The sequence below is a fragment of the Siphonobacter sp. SORGH_AS_0500 genome, from assembly GCF_031453245.1.
Lineage (GTDB): Bacteria > Bacteroidota > Bacteroidia > Cytophagales > Spirosomataceae > Siphonobacter.
On sequence record NZ_JAVIYT010000008.1, the window covers coordinates 26,188 to 48,501 of the forward strand.

A 22,314-nucleotide genomic window follows, 5' to 3' on the forward strand; every position below is an offset into this window, starting at 1 on the left:
CATTCAGCCGACTCGCACTAAGGTAAATTAATAGCCTGGATTTTGAATATACAGACCTTTGGTAAAATTGATTTCACGCTGTGGAATAGGCAGGTACTCATCACGGCCCGCCGTAAAACTGGCTCCACTCAGGAAGGAATGTCTGGTTTTTTCTTTAGCCAGATAGTTATTCAGCGTTTCTGCGGCAATGCCCCAGCGAACCAGATCAAAGAAGCGAGGACTTTCCAGAGCAAATTCCAGTCGGCGTTCCCATTGCAAAGCCCGACGGGCATACGACTGAGTCCAGCCCGAAGCATCGTATGTTTTAATCAGATATTTGGATGGATCACTACCGTCGGCTTTCTTGGTGCGGCCCGTACTGGCGGCGGCCCGGGTTCTGATTTTGTTAATCAGCGGACGAGCTAACTCGGGCTGACCCAGTTCAATGTATGCTTCGGCCTGCCAGAGTAATACATCGGCGTAACGAATGACATCCACATTCTTTGCTACACCAATGAACGGCCCCTGCTTTTTAAAGAATTGACTCGTCGCCAATTGCTGTTCTTTCATACTCTGGAAATAGCCGTACACTCCCGGATCGCGAACCCAACTGCTGCTGTAAGGTAAGCTGGCGTTATACTTGTATGGGTGACCATCAATACCAATCGAGTGATCCACACGAGGGTCTACCGTGGCCGTTTTGAAATCAATTTCGGTGGCATTAAACGAATCAAACTTGGGCAAACCATTAGCATCCGTTCCGAAGGCATTAGCTAAATTCTGGCTAGGCTGGTGAAAGCCGCAGCAACCGTACTGAGGTGCTCCGTGCGGGTAATTGAGCCCGTTTTCAGTATTCAAACGTCCCAGCGTAGTTCCGTCATTGATGGAAAACTGAATTGCAAAAACGGATTCAATGCCATTATCAAATTCGGGCAGAAAGTTCTGAGCAAAGTCAGAATGGAGGTCATACTTGCCCGAACTGATTACTTTCTGGGTTAATTCTACTACCTGCTGTAAACGCGTACGATTAATGTTCGTAACCTGATGTTTGTCATTCTGTTCGTAGGCCTGATACAGTCGAGTCTTGGCCAGGTAAGCCGCCGCCGCGTACTGGTTGGCACGACCCGGCTGGCTTTGCGAAACGGGCAGGTTATCCAGAGCATATTGGAAATCAGTAGCAATTTTATCCCATAAGGCATCATTCGTACCCTGGCGGTTAGAAGTGGCCAAGATTTGGTCGTTACTCAACGTTTCATCGACGTAGGGAATGTTCTTGAAGAGCATTTTCAGCATAAAGTGTGAATGCCCCCTCAGGAAACGCAATTCCGCCAGACGCGTCTTTTTCGATGGAAAATCCGTGTCGGATAAATTAGTCAGCGAGCGAATGCCTACGTTGGCCCTTGAAATGGCCTTATAGTAATTCTCCCAGGTTAGGGGGTGATAAAACCCGCCGCCCTGCTGAGCCTGCGTGAGGTTATACTGCTCATAGAAGTTAATATCCTGCAAGTCAGCAACGCCGCCGCCGCCTTTATACGCATCGTCCGAACGAACACTGCCGTACACCCACATGCTGGCAATGGGACCAATCATATCGGCATTGCCAATACCCGCGTAGGCAGCAGTAACCAGAGCCTCGGCGTTGGAAGCGGACGTTACCTGGTCGGAAGAGAGCGTGCCCTTGGGCTGATACTCTAGAAAATTATTGCAGGAGGAAACCAGAGCGATTCCTGAAGCAAAAAGTATGGTGCGAAAAATAGTTTTCATAACAAATTAAGCGGTTTAGAAGGATACATTTAAACCAAACGTATAAGCACGGGGTACGGGAATGGCGTCCAGCGTGGTACGTTCGGGATCAGGGCCCTGAAAGCTTTTGCTTTTGATCCAGAACAGGTTTTCTCCCATTACGTAGAGTCGAACACTACCTAAGCCCCAGCCTTCCACGGTAGTCTTGGGTAACGTGTAACCAAGCTGAGCATTCCGTATTTTAAAATACGAAGTGTTTACGTTGAAATAATCCGAACTCCGCGTTTCATCATTGCCGTCCGACAGAGTCAAGGCAGGAACCGTTGAGGTGGGGTTCTGAGGTGTCCAGGCTCTGAATACACCGGGGCCTACGTTATCACGTCCACGAATGAAGTCATTGTAGAAGGTATATGGATCAAAACCCGTGCGACCCGCAATACCCGATCCGAAGAGGGAGAAATCGAAGTTTTTATACCCCAGATCAATGCGGGCACTGTATTCCAGACCGGGTAAGGTAGTTCCGAAAAACTCCTGATCCAGAGCGTTAATAACCCCGTCGTTGTTGAGATCCCGGTAACGAATCCGACCCGGAGCGGCACCTACCTGTTTGGCGTGGCCGTCTACTTCCGACTGACTCTGGAAAATGCCATCCGTGCGATAACCAAACAAATCCAACTGGGAATGACCAATGATGGTAGTCACGGCATTACCTGCAAATGCGGAACGAACCTCTTCGGGAAGCACCGTGATTTTATCGCGGAAGCGGCTAAAGTTTGCGAAAACGCTATAGGTAAAGTCCCCCACGGGCTTGCCGTTATAACCTAGCGATAATTCGAAACCCTTGTTGGTTTTAGTGGCTCCATTGACAAACCGCAACTGACCTTCGCCCACTGCTGATGCAACGGGAGGTTTGATGAGGATGTCTCGCGTTTCACGACTGAATACGTCTAATGATCCATACAGGCTTCCATTCAGGAAAGCAAAATCCAGACCGACGTTAAGCTCATCCGTCGTTTCCCACTTGAGAGCCGTGTTTGCACCCTGAGTCTGCACGAATCCCGAAGGTAAGGTACCGCTCTTGGAGCCATTCAAATCATAGGCCGTTCCGACGTTCCAGTATTGGTCAAAGAAGGCGTCATGGCCATTGGTTACCTGTGAAGCCAGCGTTCCGTAACGTGATTCGAATAAGCCAAAGCGAGCTAAGTCCCCAATATCCTGATTACCAATTCGTCCGACGCCCGCCCGTAACTTCAGGTTACTAAACAGCTTGGAATTAGCCAGAAACGCTTCGCGGTCAATCCGCCAGCCAATGGAAGCGGCAGGAAAAAAGCCGTATCGGTTCTGAGATCCGAAGCGGGAAGATCCATCCCGGCGAAGGGTTAAGGCTGCCAGGTAACGATCACTAAAGGCATAATCGAGTCGGGCGAACTGTGAGAGTAACCGACTGCCCGTAGACGTGCCCATGCTGCTGGCATTTCCCGAAGCCGCACTCAGCACAAAGTAATCTTCTGTTTGTACGGCAAAGTTTTCGCGATAGGACACCAGGGTTTCCTGATCATCTTTAATGGCCTCAACCCCTACCAGTGCATTCAGTTTATGCGAACCAAAAGCCAGACTGTACCGCAAGGTATTCGTCCAGGTCAGGCTTAAAAACTTGGTATTCGTCAGCGTCATGTTATTGAGCGACCGCGAAATAAACCCTTCCGTAAACGATTGCTCGATGTTTTTAAACGAGTAACCGGAATTATCCATGCCCACCGATGAACGGAAAATCAGGTTATTAACGGGCTCGATCTCCGCATAAACATTACCAAACAAAAAGGGTCGTCTGATTTTATCCCAGCGGTTAATGTATTGCATATGCAAGGGGTTATTCCGATCCGAATAACCAGAACCTAGTGGACCCGCATACTCACCCGTCGTGGTATAAACCGGAATGGTAGGAGCCAGGGTAACGGCTAATCCCGGCACTCTGGCTCCACCTAAATCAGTTGCCACGGGTGTTTCTTTGGAAGTGGTGGCTTGAAGGTTCACTCCAAACTTGAATCGTCCGTCCCATTTGCTAGTCATGGCATTAACGCGGCCCGTTATACGTTCATAATCGGTAAAGCGTAACATACCCGAATTTTTCAGGTAACTCAGGTTAACGGCAATGGAAGAGTTTGACGTTCCGCTGGAAATCGTCAAATCCTGATTCGTCACAACCCCCGTTTTGTATACTTCTTTTTGCCAGTCAGTATTTCCTGCCGGAACGTTCGTATTGCCTCCCACATAAGGTTTCACCGTTACACTGTTCAGCACTGGGTTATTAAAATCACGATTCCAGTCAAACGAATAGATGTCTCCGTAACCCGAAGCCGGGTCCACTTTATCATTTACCGAAGCCTGCCACAAAGCTCGTCCCCGATCAACGGAATTCAGCATTTTGAAACGTTCAGGTTTCTCAGATTGGGTAGTAATGCTACTGTTCAGTTGCACGTGTACTTTTCCATCCGTACCAGCTCCGTTTTTAGTAGTAACAATGATCACTCCATTGGAAGCCCGGGAACCATAAATCGATGCAGAAGAAGCGTCTTTCAGCACCTGAACCGACTGAATAACACTGGCATTCAAACTCTGAAAAACCTGACTCCGTTTGGTAGGCACGCCGTCAATAATGTATAAAGGATCATTATTACCCAGCGTATTCGCCCCACGAATCAGAATTCGGCTGCTTTCCCCCGAAGGTGTTCCCGTTTTCTCAATGTATAAACCTGGTACGCGGCCCTGTAAAGCCTGCATGGGGTTACCAGAACTGGTATTTTTGATGGTAGCAACTTCCACTACCGCTACCGCACCCGTCAAGTCTTCTTTTTTGGAAGAGGTATAGCCCAGCACCACCACTTCTGACAGTTGCTGGCCTTCCACCATAGCAACGGAAACATTGGTTAACCCGGAAACTGGTACATCCTGAGTGGTATAACCAATGTACGAAACCTTGATAGTGGTTACAGTAGCGGGAATATTTAACGAAAATTTTCCCTGTGCATCAGTCGTCGTTCCAGCGGTGCTTCCCACTCCAAGAATGCTGGCTCCCACGAGAGCTTCATTGGTTTTGGCATCGGTCACTGTTCCCGTCAATACCCGCTGAGCAAAGGCCAGTTGCGAACTGAGGAACAGCCATAAAAATAGAAGATTCTTCATAGCTATTAATGGTTAGAGTAAGGAGTAAAGTCGTTAGGGATGAGTAAAGGGAGATACACCTTTTCCCTGGAGGGTGTAAACACAGGGCATACCAAGCCCAGGCACGTGCGGAACGTGCGGCGTAACAGATTCATAGGATTAGAAGTAGTTAAGTAACTGTTTAGGGTTTTGTTAAAGCATTAATGGATGACTAAGGTTTTGTCCATTTGTTCCAGACTGGTTCCTTTCGTTTCGGGCATGATTCGCCAAACGAAAATTAGCTGTAGAAACATCATGATGGCAAAGAAGGAAAAGGTGTGTCCACCGCCCAGTTGTTCGGATAAGTACGGGAACGTGAAGGCAATGAGAGCCGCCATAAACCAGTGGGTAAAACTTCCGAGAGCTTGGCCTTTGGCACGAACACTGTTCGGAAAAATTTCGGAGATAAACACCCAGATCACGGCTCCCTGTGAGAAAGCGAAGAAAGCAATGTACACGAATAGGTAATAAGGAACGGCGTCGAATTGCTGGGTATAAAAAGCTCTCGCAACGAGTGCCAGCGTACCAATCACGCCGAAAGATCCGATAAGCATCAGGGTACGGCGACCAAAGCGATCAATGAAATTCATGGCCAGTAACGTAAAGCAGAAGTTTACCAGCCCGATTCCGGTGGTTGAAAGCAGGGAAGAACTTTTCTCAAATCCAGCCATTTCGAAAATTCGTGGAGCGTAATAGATGATCGCATTAATACCCGAAACCTGATTAAAGAAGGCAAATACCACGGCCAGAAAGACGGGAAAGCGGTTCGATTTTGCCCAGAGGTTTTCTGATTGTTCGCTATTCGCAAATTGACTGGCTTCGATGGCGATTACATCTTCTCTGAACGTGTCGGGGTTAATGATCTGCAAAATTCTGCGGGCTTCTTCCACTTTACCCAACTTGGTAATCAACCAACGGGGGCTTTCGGGAACGCCGAGTAATAACAACAAGAACAGTAAAGAGGGAACCGCCTGTACGCCTAGCATCCAACGCCAGGCATTTTCACCGATGCCTTCAAATGCGTAGTTGGAAAGATAGGCTACCAGAATTCCAAACACCACGTTGGTTTGAAACAAAGCAACCATCCGGCCCCGGGAACGGGCTGGTGAAATTTCGGAGATATATAAAGGAGCGGTAACAGAGGAGGCCCCTACGCCCAAACCGCCCAGAAAACGGAAAAACAAGAAAGGTAACCAGGTAGGTGACAAGGCCGCCCCCAGAGAGGAAATCAAATACAAAGCCGCTACCCCCAATAAGGTTTTGCGACGACCCAGACGATCCGAAGGAATGCCTCCTAATAAGGCTCCTACAACCGTTCCAATTAAAGCGATGGAAACGGTGAGACCGTGTTCGAAGACATTAAGGTTCCAGATTACCTGAATGGCTCGCTCGGCACCCGAGATGACAGCCGTATCAAAACCGAAGAGGAAACCTCCTAATGCAATGACAATTGACCAGAGAAAGACTTTTTTCATACGAGGAATTTTTCAACAAATCTGCCCGCTTTATTCCTTTCGATAATTAAATCCAATCTCAAAATAATTAAACTTTGATACTTCCCGACCATTCCCAGTTAAAAGGCTCAAAAACAGAACTATTGTATTATTTTTATATTAAATTGACTTGCAAAGTATTTCAATCAAGTTACCTACCTTTAAATTTTGTTACATGATCAATTTTTCTGGTGCAAATTTTTAAAGTCAGAGGGTGAAATATTGTATTTGGCTTTAAAGGCCGTTGAAAAATAAGTGGGAGATGAAAAGCCTACCTGATAGGCTACCTCCGCAATGGTGATGCTTTGGGTGGCTAATAATTCACGGGCTTTGGTTAAGCGAATGTTCTGAATGAAATCAGTAACGCCGCAATCCAGCAGAGCTTTGACTTTTCGATAAAGCTGCACGCGGGAAAGCCCCATGTCCCGAGCTAGTTCCTCCACGCTTAAATCGGATCGATTCACATTTTTCTCGACCAGAGCCCCCAGCTCCTGAATAAATTTGCGATCTACTTTCTGAGAAGCAGGTACGGTAGTGTCAATTGATAACTCCCGACGAAAATGCTCCCTCACAAGCTGGCGGTTTCTCAACAGGGTTTTTAAACTTTCCAGTAAGAACGTTGGGTCGAAAGGCTTGGTTAGATAAAGATCGGCCCCCGCCTGCACGCCTTCCAGTTGCTGTTCCTGAGCCGTTCGGGCTGTTAACAGCACAATAGGAATGTGCGACGTTCGCCAATCCTGCTTTAAAGTATCTACCAGATTCACGCCCGAAGTGCCGGGCATCATCACATCCGAAACAATAAGATCAGGTAAGGCATCAATTGCCGTATTCAGGCCACTTGAGCCATCGGCAGCTTCCAGGACCTGGAAGTGAGGTTTAAGTTTCCGAGTCAGAAACGTTCGCAATTCCAGATTATCTTCAATCAGCAATACACTGGCGGCCTGAGGATTGGACGTGCTTTCCACTTCAGGAACTAATTCGCCCGTAGTCCAGTCAGGATCTGCCACTGAAGGCTCGGGTAATACTTCATCCTGAGCATAGACGGGCTTTCCGGCGGGTAAACTGATTTCAAAGCTACTGCCTTTACCCAACTGACTCCGAACACCAATGGTCCCGTGATGAAGCTGAATCAATTCTTTTGCCAGGGCCAAACCAATACCCGAACCCACACTAGCGGATTCGTTCCCCTGATAAAACCATTCAAAGACGCGTTTTTGCTGTTCTTCACTCAGGCCTGGCCCGGTATCTTCAACCATTAATCGAATGGTATCATCCGTAGACTGCGTTTGCAGCACGATAGTTATACTTCCATGATCCGGCGTAAACTTGAATGCGTTTGACACCAGGTTAACAATTACCTTATCAAGCAGATTTGCGTCGAACCAGGCATTGATTAGGGCGTCTGCGGGTAAAAACCGCAAGTGTATGCCTCGCTGCTGGGCCGTTTTTTCAAAAGCTTGGAGTAACGTTCGAGTAAAACTCACCAGATCATACTGTGCAACCCGCAAGGGCATTTTGCCCACTTCGATTTTCCGAAAATCAATGAGCTGGTTAATCAGTTTTAACAACCAGCGGGCATTTCGCTGAATAACTTCCAGGTCTTTTCGTTGATTGCTTCCTGTCGGAGCCGCGGCTAATAACTCATCAATCGGACCTAAAATCAGGGTTAGTGGCGTTCGGAGCTCGTGCGAGAAGTTGGTAAAAAAGCCCAGTTTGGCCTCCGTGGATTGCCGGGCCTGTTCGGCCAATTCCGAAATCGTATTTCGTTGAGCCGATATTTCTTCGTTCTGGTTTTTCAGTTGCTGAGTAATCCGGCGGTTGGAACGTAAAGATTTATACGCAATCCCGGCGAACACTACCGCCGTTAATAAGGACGCACCTAAAATGTATAAAACCGTCTGCTGACTATCATAAAGACGATTTTGTTCTTCAATACGGACTTGCTGCTTCTGGATGTCCTGCCGCTGATCGACGATTTTCTCGGACTGCTGTTTGAGAATATGGACATTTGAAGAATCGATGACCAGCGTACCCAGGATGTTTTCTTTGGCATAAGGTTCATTATCCAGAATTTTCAGGGCTGTCCGAATGGCTTCTTCCCCACCCGTAGGATATAACAAAGTCGCCTTGAATATGCCATCTTCCACAAATTGAAGGCCGCCTTTGGGGCCTGACAGCCCGTCTACGCCTACAATCTTTACCTGATGCTCAATGCCTAAAGCTTTACAAACCTGATAAGCCCCCAAAGCCATTCGGTCATTCTGAGCGAAAATCAGATTAACATCGGGATTCTTTTTCAGCACTTCCGGCAGACGTTTCATGACGTAAGGACGCTCCCAATCCCCATTTAAACTAGGCATTAACTCTATGCCCGGGTATTTTCGAAGAGCTTCCGAAAACGCCTGATGTCGTTCGCTGGCCGCCGAAGCACTGGGTGTTCCGGTAATCTCTAATACCTTACCCTGCTTTTGCAGCAGTTCTCCCACATATAACCCCGCCGTTTGACCAATTTGCAGATTGTCTCCGCCTACATAAGCCGTAAATAGTTTAGAGTTAGTCCGCCGATCTACAATAATAACTGGGATGCCCTGGTTAAAAACCTCTTCTACAACGGGGGTAATGGGTTGAGCCTCGTTAGGCGAAATGATAAGTAAGTCGATCTTGGAAGCCACCAGCTCCCGGATCTGCTGAATCTGAAGCTGACTATCGTCATGAGCATCTTTCATCAGTAGCTTTACCTGCGGGTGAAAGCTCAGCTCCTTTTCCATTCCCTCCAACATGGCTTTTCGCCAGTCGTCCCCATGGGTGCACTGGGCAAAACCGATGGTATAGGGCTTTTCTTTTTCAGCAGTAGAGCACCCTACTATAAAAACAAAACTCAGGGAAAGAATAACTTGGGAGAACGTACGCACGTTTTTTCATGATTTTAATCATACAAAGTAAGAATAAATCCTGAAAAAAGTAACTACGCTGAGTCTACTTGTTCAACCAAACAAAACGGGAGCTGCTCCTGATTGGAACAGCTCCCGTTTCTATACTTCCATGAAGACCTAGCGATTGAAAACGCGGGCAAATAATTTCTTTTCCTTTTTCCAGAAAAAATCAAACTGTCCGAGAATAAAACCGTAGAATAACAGCAATAATTGATAGGTAGGAAAAATGAAAACAATGTAGGTAACCGTCTTGAGCCAGAGCGGCGTTTCGTCAGTGTAGTTAAGCAACCAGAAAAGTCCTTTGCGACACCAAACCACGGAGCTACCCGCAAATGTAAATACAGCCAGAATGGCCCAGAGTTGTGTCATCGAGTCTAGCTCCCACTTCTCTTTTAGCCGATCTTTCCAATTCATGCTGCCTTAATTAATGGTTAGTAAACAATGCTGCAAATATACCTCATCTGGTTTTGAAACGAATCGATTCATTTAATCATTTCGTTAAAAGCGGTCTAAAATGTGTAATTGAAGACTTTGATACGAATCGGAAGGCGTTTCCTCCCTTGGCTTTGCTAGGGCTGACAGGCTTATGACAACGGTAGGTGGAACCTCCCTGATCGTAGGAATGAGATGGAATCTCGCACCAGTGAGGTAATAAAGTTTCTTAACACCCTCGCAGTCGCTCGGCTCTAGCCGACGTTAGCAAGCCTGTTTTTTGCTGGGGTAAGATGTTCTCTGACTCTCTACTATCTCGCATCCTACCGGCCAGAGGCCTAGAGCTAAGTAGTCACTCGGCCAGAGCCGAGCGACTGCAGCAACAACCCCGGAGGGGTTCAATATTAGTAGCCCCGGATGAAATCCGGGGAAGCAACAGAAACTTTCCCAAGACCAAGTAAGGTCGCAAAGGTCATTAGATCCTTTGCTTCATTCTGGATGACAGACGCTGTTAATAAAGTATTGATGAATCATTCAGGTATGAGCGTAAGTTATCATTACTAACCATGTCCCCGGATTTCATCTGGGGAAACAACATTCATTAGACAATTTCTTAACGATAAGAAACATCAGTTCACCCGTCCTTTTTCCTCTTCAGCGGTATCTACCTTACCTCGCTTCCTGCTTTCTTTTCCAAATCGATACGTAAAGGCTAATCCTATCCGACGGGTATCCATCCGCATTTCGTGGTATTGATCGGCCTGTCGTAAACTTTGAATGTAATCCCGTTGAATCCAGGTTCGGAATACATCCTCGGCATTGACCCGGATGCTGGCCTTATCCTTCCAAAGTTTCTTCTGAACACCCGCATTGAGGCTATACCGTGACTTTAAGTGTACCTGCCCATTAATACTCGGCCCGGAGTACATCGCACTTAATTCGGCACTCCAGCTTTTTGTGATTTTAAACTGGTTTTGCAGATTGATCCGTCCCGTTAATAACTGGGAATCTACTTTTTCACCGTACAAAACAGTATTCATTATCGAAAGGCGAACCAGTGACCCGGAAAGGTTGGCCATCCACCACGAAGCAGGATTAAGGTTCAAATACGGATTTAAAGACATTAACTGACCAATGGCGACGTTGGCAGAACGAGAAATGAAAATATCGCCCTGAGCTTCCGTAGACTCAAAGAAAATATCCCGGAATCGGCTGTATTGGGCACTCAGTCCCCAGCTTTGCTTATGCTGGAATTTGAGTTCCACTTGCTGTATAAAGGCGGGTTTGAGATTAGGGTTTCCCGTTGAATAGGAGTAATTATCCCGGTAAAATAAAAAGGGATTCAATTGGTTATAACCCGGTCGGTTAATACGACGACTGGCACTTAAAATCAGCGAGTTGGTCCCCGTGCTATCCAGTTTATAACTCAGGTATGCATTCGGAAACAGGCTGACATAATTTCTTGAAAAACGGCTTTCTTCCCACTCCCGATTCGCCAATTGATGGCCGCTCATCAGCGTTTGTTCCAGGCGTAACCCACCCTGCATTTGCCAGCGACCCAGCGTTTTTCTGGCATTCAGGTAAGCCGCCGCAATTCGCTCATCATAAATAAAGTGATTCGACTTCCGGTCATCCACCAGTAACTGATTATCAACCATCTGCAAATAACGATAATCATTATCATTACGAATAAAACTCCACTTAGCTCCCGCCTCAATCAACCCTTTAGGGAATGGATAGGTATAATCCGTTTTAGCGGAATAAATGGATAAAAAAGCAGGCAACTGGTACTGGAAATTCGCCTGATAAAAATTATCAATTTTCTGATTTTCAATACTTTGAAAGGCCTGCGTATGGTAGGTAATGTAGTTCACATCCGCCGAGAGCTCATGGCCTTTGGTATTAAACTGATGCAATACATGCAGGTTAGTACCCAGATTATATCGGTCTGAAGTACCCGTTACCGATCCCCTGCCCGTCGAATCGAGCTGAGTACTAAAACTGTTACTCGCATAGGTTAATCCTTCTCGTTTGGGATTATTCGTGTAGTTAATTAAAAAACCAAGACTTGTTTTCTGGGATAACGTATAGTCTAATCCCAAACGAGCCATAAAGGCATGTCCCTGCAACCAGCTTCGGTTTTGTAATTGTACCTTTTGGATGGGATTACCCGCTTCATCCGTGATGGTTCGATCAAAAAATTCACGGCTTTGATTCGCATCTTTCGAATAAGACAAAGTACTCGTCAGGCTGACTTTTTTCTGATTGTAATTTAACGATACACTATGGTTCATTCGCGTCGTCCAGCCCTGATTATAGCCCAGAGCAGCGTTGCCGTTCATCCCTTTCAATCGGTTTTTCTTGAGTCGAATATTAATAATTGCTCCGCCAGCGGCATCATACTTCGTAGACGGATTGGTCATTAACTCCAGCCGATCCAGGGTTCCGCCGGGTAACGATTTCAGGTAATCCAGCAGATCTCGGCCTGACAAATACGTCGGTCTTCCATCCACGTAGACCGTTACGCTGCTCATCCCGTTCAGGCGAATCGTTCCATCCTGATCTACACTTACTCCGGGCGTTTTTTCCAAAATATCCAGCGAATGGCTGCTGGCACTACTCAGCATCGCATCCACGTTAATGATGGTTTTATCAAGTTCGTGCTCCATCAAAGGGCGTTTTCCTGCCACCGTAACTTCCTTCAACTCCGTTGATTTTGCAGGTTTCAAAGTAATGATAAATCCAGTAACCGACTCCGAAAGCTGTATGCTTTGCTGAAGGGTTTCGTAAGAAAGAGCGGTCACTAAAACCTGGTAATGACCCGCAGGTAATCCAGCCCATTGAAATGAGCCATCGGCAGAGGCGGTCGTTCCCTTCAATACTAATGAATCTTTCATTAATCGAAGCGTTGCTCCCGGAATGGCTTGTTGCTGAGCATCCAGCACCTTTCCCCTAAACTGAAAAGTGGAATCCTGAGACCAGGAAGTAAAAGGCCAAAAAGCAAGAAATAAAAATAGATATCTCATGTGACGATAAAGTGAATGATTTTCGTCAGCGAAAGTGTATATCTATGGGGGCTACCCGAAATTTCAGGGCCAGACAGCCGCTCTCATAGGTCGAAAGACTGTTTTCGGCGGATTAACCCATTCAAAAGTCATTTTAAAGATTTCGTCAGGCATTCGACGGTGTATGTCAGGAAAGTTTACTTTAGAAAATAGGGTAACTGAATTTTGATTCCGAATTTGCAAAATCAGCATATGGAACATAAGAATGTCATTTCGGGTCTATACGAACCTAGTCCCCGCGTACTTGCCATAATTGCAGGCAGTATTGTTTTTATCATCTTTCTCCTCACGGAACGGTTTTATGATCGCCTATTACAGGGAAGATACGAAGATTTAGTCGCCGTCCTGACAGGATGCTGTTTTGTGGGGGGTATTTTTCTGGGACGAATTCTATCTCAGTTATGGACGGGCTCTAATGCTCCGGTTTCTAATCGTCGTTTGATGAAATTACTACTTAGCATTTTCCTATTGGTAATGTTCATCATTGCGGTACTATCATTACCCCTTCTGCCCGGCCTAGCCAGTCTGATTTTCCTGTTACCACCTTTTCTGGCTCTAAGTATCTGTATTGGTTTATTCATCAAGCAAGTACGAACCGGGTTAAGATATCAGTTAACAGCCGTTCAGATTACAGCCGAGCAAAGCCAGAATGAATTGCAATTACTGCAATCGCAGCTCAGTCCGCATTTTTTATTTAATACCTTGAATAACCTCTATGGACTTTCCATCGCTGAACCGGGTAAGGTGCCCCCGCTTATACTGCAACTTTCCGATTTACTACGGTACTCTATATACGAAGCGAAAGAATTGTGGGTCCCTTTATCGGATGAGCTGGTTTATATTCACAACTACATAGAGTTTGAACGCATTCGCCTGGGTGAACGCCTGGACGTTACGCTAGCGATGGAGCATGTTCCCCCGAATTTGAAAATTGCTCCGATGTTACTGATTGTTTTCGTAGAAAACGCCTTCAAGCATTCCAAAAACACAACAGACCCTAAAATTAAAATCGAAATAGAACTTAAACTTTGGGGAAATACGGTTTTGTTTTCCATCAAGAATACATACGACGCCGATCAAAAACTCAATAATGAGATGAATAAACACAGTGGTTTAGGTTTGGAGAATGTCATGAAGCGGTTACAACTCTTATACCCAGAAACCCATGAACTTTCCATTGATTCACAGGATGGTTGGTATAAAGTCATGTTGCAGTTGAGGATGAAGTAGGTTGTTAGTTGTTAGTTGTTAGTTGTTAGTTGTTAGTTGTTAGTTGTTAGTTGTTAGTTGTTAGTTGTTAGTTGTTTATCAAATAAATTTATTTCGCAAAAAAATAGTCTTTGTCCTCCGCTGCCAGCGTGGCCCGGCCAGCTTTTTCGCTGGTAGCACTAACTTAGGCTATGAGGTTCTATTAGGTGAGATAAGGGGTTGCTACCAGCGAAAAAAGCTGGTAGCGGCATGACCGAACTAAACTACTTTTTCAGCGAAACTGGAGGTATTTGGCTGCTACTGCTAACGTGGTACAGCCATATTTTTTACGATAATAGTAACTAACAGCAAAAGCTGGTCGGGCCACGTTGGTAGCGGCATGACCAAACTAAACTACCTTTTCAGCGAAACTGAATGGATTTGGCTACCGTTTAGTAAGTTAACCGTTGTTTACGAACTATCTTTTATTACTTGACTGATTCCGTTTTATGCGAGTGGCGAAATGTCTTATTGTGGATGATGAACCCATTGCCCGACAAATCATCCAGACCTATTGTGATCATTTGCCGCAGGTACAGGTGATTGGGAGTTGTGGAAATGCTCTGGAAGCCAAGGCTTTTTTGCAGCGGGAAGACGTTGATATTTTATTTCTGGATATCAACATGCCCGTTTTAAGTGGAATCGCATTTTTAAAAACCTTACGCACCACTCCTCAGGTTATTTTTACTACAGCCTATAAAGAATACGCAGTAGATGCCTTTGATCTGGCCGCTTGTGATTATTTGCTAAAACCCTTTTCGCTGGAAAGGTTCATTGTTGCCATTGATAAGGCTACGGAACGTTTGCGTCCGATTGCACCGATTGAAATGCCTAAGACTGAAGATTTTGTTTTTATAAAATCGGAAGGAAGGATATATAAAGTCAGGTATGAAGATGTGTTATATGCCGAAGCTAATGGAAATTATACGAAGATTATTACCCATCATCAGACCTTATTGAGTAGCATGACGTTCACCCATGCCGAAGAACTCTTCTCAAACGCCCTTTTCCTGCGAATTCATCGTTCTTTTCTCATCAATAAAGCTCAGATCTCGCACATTGAAGGAAATCGGGTCTTTATTCATCACTTCGAAATTCCCATTGGGAGTAGTTACCGAGAACAATTCCTGAAAGACGTAGGCTTATAAAAAAAGAGCTGCCAAGATCGTTGACAGCTCTTTTTTGCGAGTCGTTACCTACTCGTCATCTTCTTTATCGTGACCTTCCAGTTTCACTAATTTGTTGTAAATACCTAATAACAGAAAAGGTGCTGCCCATTGGCCTACAAATAAGGCGGTGTGTTTATGTCCAGCAATTTTCAGACCTAATGAAGCTCCCATAGAAGCCAGTGAAGCCCAAAGAAAAACGTCTGAAGGTAATTTTGCGGTTTGTTCTTCAATTGCGGTTGCGACGGGTCCCTCTTTATGTTCGGGATTGAAATCCTTAGCCATAATAACGTAAGTTGAGTTGGTTTTAAAATAGATTACCCCGCTTTAGAGTAAAGAAACATTCCAGCCCTCGAAAATGTACTTCTGCACTACCAGAAAGGCTGTTTAGGTACATTGGTACCAGATAGTGAGACATATTTTTCACAGTAGTAAATTCCTACCTATGCTATGAATCGGTAATCAGGGCTTATCATCGCAAAAGATATTGAACTCTGATCTTCAATTATATTTCCTTTAATTGGTAAGCCATTAGACAATGATTATTTTTGAAGCTTCACTTATATTCCCTTTAGCTATTCATGGGTTCATATACGTTCAGTAAGAAAATAAATAATTCGCTCCTTCCTATAACTTTTATTTATCTATTAATTCCGACTATTCTTTTTACTACTTTCTGGACTAAGCCCACAGTAGCAATATTTGCAGATTTAATTTTATTATTCGGAGCTTTTCTTGCACTATGGAATTACACATCTGTTTGCAAAGAAAAACAGGTTTCCCTCAGTCCTGCAACGTTATTTAGTTCATTCATTAGTTCCCTAATTTTTACCTACGTTAGTGGGGCTGGCGAGTTTATTAATCAGTTTTACGATTACCTTTTACATAATGCAAAATTCAACTTACTTACTGTAGATGACTGGCCCATTTATAACCCTAATCGAAAGGTTTATATGTGCTATTACCTGGGTTACTATTTAGTTCCATCCGGTTTAGGAAAATGGTTTGGTTTAGATTCGGTAAAATATATTTCTTTCGCCTGGCTGTGGTTTGGTTTATTTTTAAGTTTACTCTGGATTCATCAGATTTTCAAGTCGTTTAGTTTACTCAAGCGAACGGTTGCTACCTTCATGATCTGGTCAGGAGCTTATGTGGCGGTGATGATTCCCGTATTAGAAAAACTCTTCGACAAACCCTCCTTTCTGGGAAGTAACAGTGTTTTTATTGGCCGCGGCGAAATGATGCTTCATTATTCTTCCATCCTTAAAAGTGTGGTTGAAGGGCCGCAGCACGCCATTACAGCTATTCTGGGTGGAGCTGTATTTATGGCTCTGGGCTGCACTAGTGCGAGTGTGGGCATTTTCAGCCTCTTTACCATTGGCAGCTTATTCTGGAGTCCTTTTGTTAGCATTGGCCTGGCTCCTTTCACGCTTTATACCTACTACCTTTATGTGACGGAAAGAGGCTTTATTGCTTTTATGAGAAAGCAGGTTCCCATGCTTGTGATGATGCTCATTGGTTTTTTGCCACTCGTATTATACACCCTGGGGTCATCCGCAACGCAGATGGATAGTAACCGATTTTTTACCCATACTACTGCTTCCTACCCCATTTTACTCTATGGCCTTTTTATAGTAGTATCCGCCGGAATCTGGATTCTTTTCTTTCGCAAAAGGTTATTTGAACTTGATGCAGCCATGGTCTGTATCTCTTACGGTACTTTATCTGTGCTGGCCTTGTTTCAGATAGGCTACTTTAATGACCTGAATAATAGAGCCAGTGTACCCGCCTTATTTATTATTGGTATAAGTATTATTCATCTCATTTTAAAATCATCCTTTAACCGTCCTGTCAATTATTTATTACTAGCCGGACTAGCTTTCTGGTTGTTAAATACGGCTAGTATTTTTACGTATCTTTATCAAACATTCATTACCGTTAATAAAGCTCCTGAAAATACTATTTCGAATCCTTATAATCGTCATACCAATAATGACTATTATGATTATATGAAAATTTTATATCCTATGAATAGCCAGGAAGTCATTAAACAGTATTCGCTAAATCCTGAAAGTATATTTCAAAAATACCTACTTAGGAAGTCTGAAAATGATAATTAGCAAGAGTTCCATTCGGGGGCCTCTCTCTACAACAGTGGTGGCATTTTGACCCAGATTTTTCATTATTTTGCCCGGAACGTTTATTTCTCTAGTTGTAGCATTTGAAGTTTCCTTAATTATTTAATGCTATGAAACAAGACGAAATAAATGCGAAAAAGGCGGCAAGCCCCAATGGACTTACCGACCAATCTATCAAAGGAAATAGTGGAGTTTCTGCTGAAGTACCTTTAAAAGATGCACCTCCGGTGGATCGAATCGATGAGGAATATACGGATGGTGATGAATTAGATGCTCCCGTTCGTCAAAACAATCCTAATCGAAATTACGACAAGCCGGATTTAGATAAACCACCCTATAGTTAACCAAGCTAAGCGACGTAGAGACCTACGTCGCTTTTTTATTATGCTACGAAGACACTGTTTAAAATTTATAATCGTCGTCGTCTACTGCGGGGGGAACGAGTCTCGTACCAGTCGTGATCATCCACATTTCCAACGCGGACTAACGGAGTTTCCCAGGGCCAAGCAACCTGTCAAAATCTATAAGGTCCTTCGCTTCGCTCTGGATGACAGATCTGGGGATAAATGAACACCTCCTGACTATTCTCCGCAGTCGCTCGGCTCTGCCGAGTGACCACATAACTGTAGGCCTCTGGCCGTCTCAGGCAAAGAAAACTACCAGAAAGCGAAAGGCTTGTCTAACCTAAACTGTTTTGACTCCTATCGGCCAGAGGCCTGGACTCCATTTTGTCAATCGGCAGAGCCGAGCGACTGCGGGAGAGTCTAAAACTTCCAACGGTCATCTTAAGTAAAGCCTACTTTCAGTCTCTGCATTTTATTGAAAAGTCCTTCTTAAACCACTATTTTGGATCACCAACAAAAAAGCTGACCTAGATAGATCAGCTTTTCTTTGAAGTAATGCTCTATTGTACTAACTCAATACGCCAGTAGGGTCTTTCATCGCTAATTCAGAAGCGGCTTCTTTGTCGAGGAACCACATCAGAAAACCGTTGGACGGAACGATGAGCTGAGCCGGATATTCGGCGATATTAATGGGATCTTCAATGACATGCCGCACAGCTTCTGCTTTTCCTTTACCGTACACCAGAAAAGCCGTACGACTCGCCTGATTAATCAAAGGAAACGTGAAAGAAATGCGATACACTTTTTCTTCGGGCAGGAACACAGATTTTACTGATACACTATCGTCTTCCAAAATATCCGTATGGGGAAATAAAGAAGCCGTGTGAGAGTTATCCCCCAAACCCAGTAGTATTAAATCAAAGCTGATTTTTTCTCCGTTAAAGAACTTATCAATCGTCTGGGTATAAGCCGCAGCGGCAGCCGCTGGTTCCAGACTAGTATCCACGGCGTAAACCTGGCTGGGATGAATCGCTAATGGCGTGAAGAGTGTTTTCTTCGCCATTAAGTAATTACTATCGGCATGATCCTGAGGAACATAACGCTCATCGCCAAAAAAGAAATGAACCTTTTTCCAGTCTAAGGCCATTGCGTACTTTGAGGCCAGAATTTCATACACCTTTTTGGGAGAGCTTCCACCCGACAGGGCCACGGAAAAACTTCCTTTTTTGTCAATGTTCCGAACCGCCGTATCCACAAAATACCGGGCGGTGTTTTCCAGGGTTTCCTCTACGGTATCACCAATCGTAATTTTCATAAGGGTGTTCTAATATGCAATGGTTTACAGGCATTTAATCTCTTCATACCGGTGTAGCCCATTAGTTGCTAACCATATTCACAGTAACCATAGAATACGAAAATTCATATTCTATGGTTTTAACAATCAGACAGCCTTTACTGTTTCTTTGTTTTCAACGGAAGAGAAAACCAGTGAAATCCATCGCGGGCAATGAGTGCTTCAGCAGACTCGGGGCCCCAGGAATCAGCAGCGTAATTCGGGAAGCTCAGACTAGGTTTAGAAGCCCAGGTATTCAATACCGGCATCAATAAATCCCAGGCCGCTTCTACCTGATCGCCACGCATGAAGAGCGTTTGATCGCCCAGCATGGTGTCGAGTAATAACGTCTCGTACGCCTCGGGTGTCTGGTGCGTATACGTACCCTGATAGTCGAATACCATGTCTACCGTATTCAGTACCATATCCAGCCCAGGGCGTTTCGCCTGCACTTGCAAACGGATGCTCATTTCAGGTTGAATACTGATAATCAGACGGTTTTGTGGAAGACTGTCTTTGATGCCCGAAGGAAAAATATCGTGAGGTACTTCCTTGAACTGAATCGAAATTACCGAAGCTGACTGGTGCATGCGTTTACCCGTTCTGAGGTAGAAAGGTACGCCTTGCCAACGCCAGTTATCTACAAAAAACTTGATGGCCGCAAAGGTCTCTGTATTAGAGTTTTCCTCTACTTTAGGCTCTTCACGGTATCCATTTACTTCTTTTCCTTCCATCCAGCCACCGCCGTATTGACCACGTACGGCCGACAAACGAACGTCTTCTGCCGAGAAACGACGCATGGCTTTCAGCACGTCTACTTTACGGTTACGAACTTCATCGGCATTGAAACTAACGGGGGGTTCCATTGCCACGAGGCAGAGTAACTGTAACAGGTGATTCTGAATCATATCCCGCAAAGCACCCGCTCCGTCGTAATAATCGCCACGTTCCCCTACTCCTAACTGTTCCGTTACCGAAATCTGAACGTGTTCGATGTGATTACGATTCCAGAGTGGTTCAAGAATGGAGTTCGCAAAGCGGAACGCCATGATGTTTTGTACCGTCTCCTTACCTAAGTAATGGTCAATGCGATAAATCTGCTTCTCCTGGAAGATGCTCGCCAGCAGGTCATTTAGCTTCTTAGACGACTCCAGATCATGCCCGAATGGTTTTTCAATCACAATTCGAACGCGTTCAGTATCTGAAGCCAAACCTGCTTTTGAAATGTTTTCGGCAATGATAGGGAAGAAATTAGGCGAAACTGCCAGGTAATAAATTACATTGGCTTTCTCGCCCCAGGCTTGCTGGTATTCGTCAATCCGGCTACTGAATTCCTGATAGGTTTCTTCGGCATTCAGGTCAGAAACCTGATAGACTACGTGTTTGGAAAACTCCGCCCATTTTTCTGGAGAAGCTTTTCCGCTACGGGAAAACGAATTAATTCCTTCAAGAATTTTATCGTTGAAAACCTTATCCGTCAGTTTGGTACGACCCGTGCCAATAATGGCAAATTGCTCAGGCAGGTACCCGTCCAGATACAGATTATATAATGCGGGGGCCAGTTTCCGGGAGTTCAAATCACCCGTACCACCAAATATCACAAAGATGGTTGGCCTTGTAGTTGATTCCATGGGGTTAATAGATAAAAGGTTTGACTTTTACGGACCGACAGCTAATGCCGCCGGGTTATTAATAAAAACAGACACAATCCCCTAATCCGTCTGAATTTATTATTCTTTTGTCTGAGCTATCCTAGACCAGGTTCACGTCTTCCTTACTTACCCATTCAGTATGGAAAACACCCTCCTTACCAATAAGCTCGTAGGTGTGTGCTCCGAAGTAATCCCGCTGGGCCTGAATCAGGTTGGAAGGCAGGCGTTTGGTGCGGAAGGCATCAAAGTAACTGATGGCTGAAGTATAAGCCGGAGCGGCAATACCGCTCTGAATTGCAGCCGTTACAACGGTACGCGTGCCGGGAAGAGCAGCAGTGATCTGTTGCTTAACGTTTTCGTCCAGTAACAAATGCTCCAGCTCAGGATTTTTCTCGTAAGCGTTGGTAATATCCGTCAGGAATTCGGAACGAATAATACACCCACCTCGCCAGATTTGAGCAATAGCGGCCAGATTGAGGTTGTATCCGTAAGCAATCGAAGATTTGTACAGCATGTGCATCCCTTGAGCATAGGTAATTACCATGCTCGCAAAAAACGCCTGCTCTAGTGCATCAATGAACTCTTCTTTGACGGCATCAATTCCGTGAGCCTGAGTGCTGTACAGGTCAGAAGCCTGTTCGCGGAGTTTTTTATACTTAGATAAATCGCGTTGTTCAACGGCGGTATCAATCGTAGCAATGGGTACTTCCAGATCCATAGAAGCCTGGGAAGTCCACTTACCCGTACCTTTGGCTTTTGCTTCGTCCTTGATGTCGTCGAGTAACTCGCGATCCGTTCCTGGAATTTTATACGCAAAAATATCTTTGGTAATGTCAATCAGGAATGACTTCAGACGACCTTCGTTCCACTTGGCAAAAATCTGTCCGATCGCTTCATTTTCAAGCTTCAGACCGTTTTTCAGTAAACCGTAGGTTTCTGCAATTAACTGCATGATCCCGTATTCAATCCCGTTGTGAACCATTTTCACAAAGTGACCGGAAGCTCCGGGGCCAATGTACGTTACGCAAGGAACGCCGTCTACCTTCGCCGCAATGGCTTCGAAAACGGGCTTCATTACTTCATAGGCATGCTTATCGCCACCGGGCATCATACTAGGACCGCGACGGGCACCGGATTCACCCCCCGAAATACCCATTCCAAAGAAGTGGATTCCTTTGGTTTGCAGGTAATCTACCCGGCGATTAGTATCCGTGAAATGCGAGTTACCTGAGTCAATCAGAATATCGCCTTCTGAAAGTAGAGGCGTAATGTTTTCAATAACGCTATCTACAGCCTTACCTGCTGGAACCAGCATGATAATCGTACGGGGGATCGTCAGGCTTTGTACGAATTCAGGAAGGGTTACGAAACCCTTCACTTTTTTGCCTTCGCCTTCTTTTTCCAGAAGGTCGGCTTTGGATTGATCGGTATCATGACCCGCTACAGACACGCCATGATCCGCCATATTTAACAGGAGGTTACGGCCCATCGTACCCAGACCGATCATCCCCATAGTATACTGCTCAGTGCTCATGAGTTTGAGTTTACTGTTTTCCGTTTGCTGTTTTCAGTTATCCTGCCACTGAT

The 22,314-nt window shown here is 45.1% G+C and carries 14 protein-coding genes; 4 read left to right on the forward strand and 10 right to left on the reverse strand.

The window, feature by feature from the left end; translation table 11 throughout:
• Positions 1-27 precede the first annotated feature (27 nt).
• The 6 genes from QE357_RS23505 to QE357_RS23530 all read right to left on the reverse strand — a co-directional run bounded on the left by QE357_RS23505 (position 28) and on the right by QE357_RS23530 (position 12,807).
• Positions 28-1,743, reverse strand: coding sequence for a RagB/SusD family nutrient uptake outer membrane protein (locus QE357_RS23505; protein ID WP_309713333.1), 1,716 nt, complete (start codon positions 1,741-1,743; stop codon positions 28-30).
• A gap of 15 nt (positions 1,744-1,758) precedes the next feature.
• Positions 1,759-4,905, reverse strand: coding sequence for a TonB-dependent receptor (locus tag QE357_RS23510; RefSeq protein WP_309713336.1), 3,147 nt, complete (start codon positions 4,903-4,905; stop codon positions 1,759-1,761).
• 179 nt (positions 4,906-5,084) lie between these two features.
• Complete coding sequence (locus QE357_RS23515; protein ID WP_409050286.1) at positions 5,085-6,398, reverse strand: sugar porter family MFS transporter; 1,314 nt, start codon at positions 6,396-6,398, stop codon at positions 5,085-5,087.
• Between the two features lie 197 nt (positions 6,399-6,595).
• Positions 6,596-9,328: a substrate-binding domain-containing protein gene (locus QE357_RS23520; RefSeq protein ID WP_309713339.1), complete on the reverse strand. Its 2,733-nt coding sequence runs from the start codon at positions 9,326-9,328 to the stop codon at positions 6,596-6,598.
• A 138-nt stretch (positions 9,329-9,466) separates the two neighbouring features.
• On the reverse strand, positions 9,467-9,763 hold the full coding sequence (locus QE357_RS23525) for a DUF6787 family protein (protein ID WP_106638159.1): 297 nt from the start codon (positions 9,761-9,763) through the stop codon (positions 9,467-9,469).
• A gap of 647 nt (positions 9,764-10,410) precedes the next feature.
• Positions 10,411-12,807, reverse strand: coding sequence for an outer membrane beta-barrel family protein (locus QE357_RS23530; RefSeq protein ID WP_309713343.1), 2,397 nt, complete (start codon positions 12,805-12,807; stop codon positions 10,411-10,413).
• A 231-nt stretch (positions 12,808-13,038) separates the two neighbouring features.
• Between QE357_RS23530 and QE357_RS23535 the strand changes: the two genes are divergently transcribed.
• Together QE357_RS23535 and QE357_RS23540 are read left to right on the forward strand one after the other, a co-directional pair.
• A complete protein-coding gene (locus tag QE357_RS23535) occupies positions 13,039-14,076 on the forward strand; it encodes a histidine kinase (protein ID WP_309713346.1) in 1,038 nt (345 codons plus the stop codon).
• Between the two features lie 467 nt (positions 14,077-14,543).
• Positions 14,544-15,242, forward strand: coding sequence for a LytTR family DNA-binding domain-containing protein (locus QE357_RS23540; protein ID WP_106638156.1), 699 nt, complete (start codon positions 14,544-14,546; stop codon positions 15,240-15,242).
• Positions 15,243-15,290: 48 nt separating this feature from the next.
• Here QE357_RS23540 and QE357_RS23545 read toward each other — a convergent pair whose 3' ends face one another.
• Positions 15,291-15,545, reverse strand: coding sequence for a hypothetical protein (locus tag QE357_RS23545; RefSeq protein ID WP_307144174.1), 255 nt, complete (start codon positions 15,543-15,545; stop codon positions 15,291-15,293).
• Between the two features lie 668 nt (positions 15,546-16,213).
• On the opposite strand from QE357_RS23545, the gene QE357_RS23550 reads away from it, so the two are divergent.
• Both QE357_RS23550 and QE357_RS23555 read left to right on the forward strand, forming a co-directional pair.
• On the forward strand, positions 16,214-17,380 hold the full coding sequence (locus tag QE357_RS23550; protein WP_309713353.1) for a hypothetical protein: 1,167 nt from the start codon (positions 16,214-16,216) through the stop codon (positions 17,378-17,380).
• Positions 17,381-17,508: 128 nt separating this feature from the next.
• Positions 17,509-17,742 carry a hypothetical protein gene (locus tag QE357_RS23555; RefSeq protein ID WP_106638152.1) on the forward strand — a complete coding sequence of 78 codons (234 nt, stop codon included), beginning with the start codon at positions 17,509-17,511 and terminating at the stop codon, positions 17,740-17,742.
• A gap of 568 nt (positions 17,743-18,310) precedes the next feature.
• Here QE357_RS23555 and pgl read toward each other — a convergent pair.
• The 3 genes from pgl to gndA form a co-directional block, all read right to left on the reverse strand.
• Positions 18,311-19,057, reverse strand: a complete 747-nt coding sequence (gene pgl / locus QE357_RS23560) for a 6-phosphogluconolactonase (protein WP_309713356.1) — start codon at positions 19,055-19,057, stop codon at positions 18,311-18,313.
• A gap of 137 nt (positions 19,058-19,194) precedes the next feature.
• Positions 19,195-20,706, reverse strand: a complete 1,512-nt coding sequence (gene zwf / locus QE357_RS23565) for a glucose-6-phosphate dehydrogenase (RefSeq protein WP_307144077.1) — start codon at positions 20,704-20,706, stop codon at positions 19,195-19,197.
• A gap of 121 nt (positions 20,707-20,827) precedes the next feature.
• Entirely contained in the window at positions 20,828-22,261 is a 1,434-nt protein-coding gene (gene gndA, locus QE357_RS23570) for an NADP-dependent phosphogluconate dehydrogenase (protein ID WP_309713360.1), read from the reverse strand.
• Positions 22,262-22,314: the final 53 nt, after the last annotated feature.

Coding starts and splice junctions, on each gene's coding strand:
- QE357_RS23505 (WP_309713333.1), bottom strand. CDS start 1,743: ATGAAAACTATTTTTCGCACCATACTTTTTGCTTCAGGAATCGCTCTG.
- QE357_RS23510 (WP_309713336.1), bottom strand. CDS start 4,905: ATGAAGAATCTTCTATTTTTATGGCTGTTCCTCAGTTCGCAACTGGCC.
- QE357_RS23515 (WP_409050286.1), bottom strand. CDS start 6,398: ATGAAAAAAGTCTTTCTCTGGTCAATTGTCATTGCATTAGGAGGTTTC.
- QE357_RS23525 (WP_106638159.1), bottom strand. CDS start 9,763: ATGAATTGGAAAGATCGGCTAAAAGAGAAGTGGGAGCTAGACTCGATG.
- QE357_RS23530 (WP_309713343.1), bottom strand. CDS start 12,807: ATGAGATATCTATTTTTATTTCTTGCTTTTTGGCCTTTTACTTCCTGG.
- QE357_RS23535 (WP_309713346.1), top strand. CDS start 13,039: ATGGAACATAAGAATGTCATTTCGGGTCTATACGAACCTAGTCCCCGC.
- QE357_RS23540 (WP_106638156.1), top strand. CDS start 14,544: ATGCGAGTGGCGAAATGTCTTATTGTGGATGATGAACCCATTGCCCGA.
- QE357_RS23545 (WP_307144174.1), bottom strand. CDS start 15,545: ATGGCTAAGGATTTCAATCCCGAACATAAAGAGGGACCCGTCGCAACC.
- QE357_RS23550 (WP_309713353.1), top strand. CDS start 16,214: ATGTGCTATTACCTGGGTTACTATTTAGTTCCATCCGGTTTAGGAAAA.
- QE357_RS23555 (WP_106638152.1), top strand. CDS start 17,509: ATGAAACAAGACGAAATAAATGCGAAAAAGGCGGCAAGCCCCAATGGA.
- pgl (WP_309713356.1), bottom strand. CDS start 19,057: ATGAAAATTACGATTGGTGATACCGTAGAGGAAACCCTGGAAAACACC.
- zwf (WP_307144077.1), bottom strand. CDS start 20,706: ATGGAATCAACTACAAGGCCAACCATCTTTGTGATATTTGGTGGTACG.
- gndA (WP_309713360.1), bottom strand. CDS start 22,261: ATGAGCACTGAGCAGTATACTATGGGGATGATCGGTCTGGGTACGATG.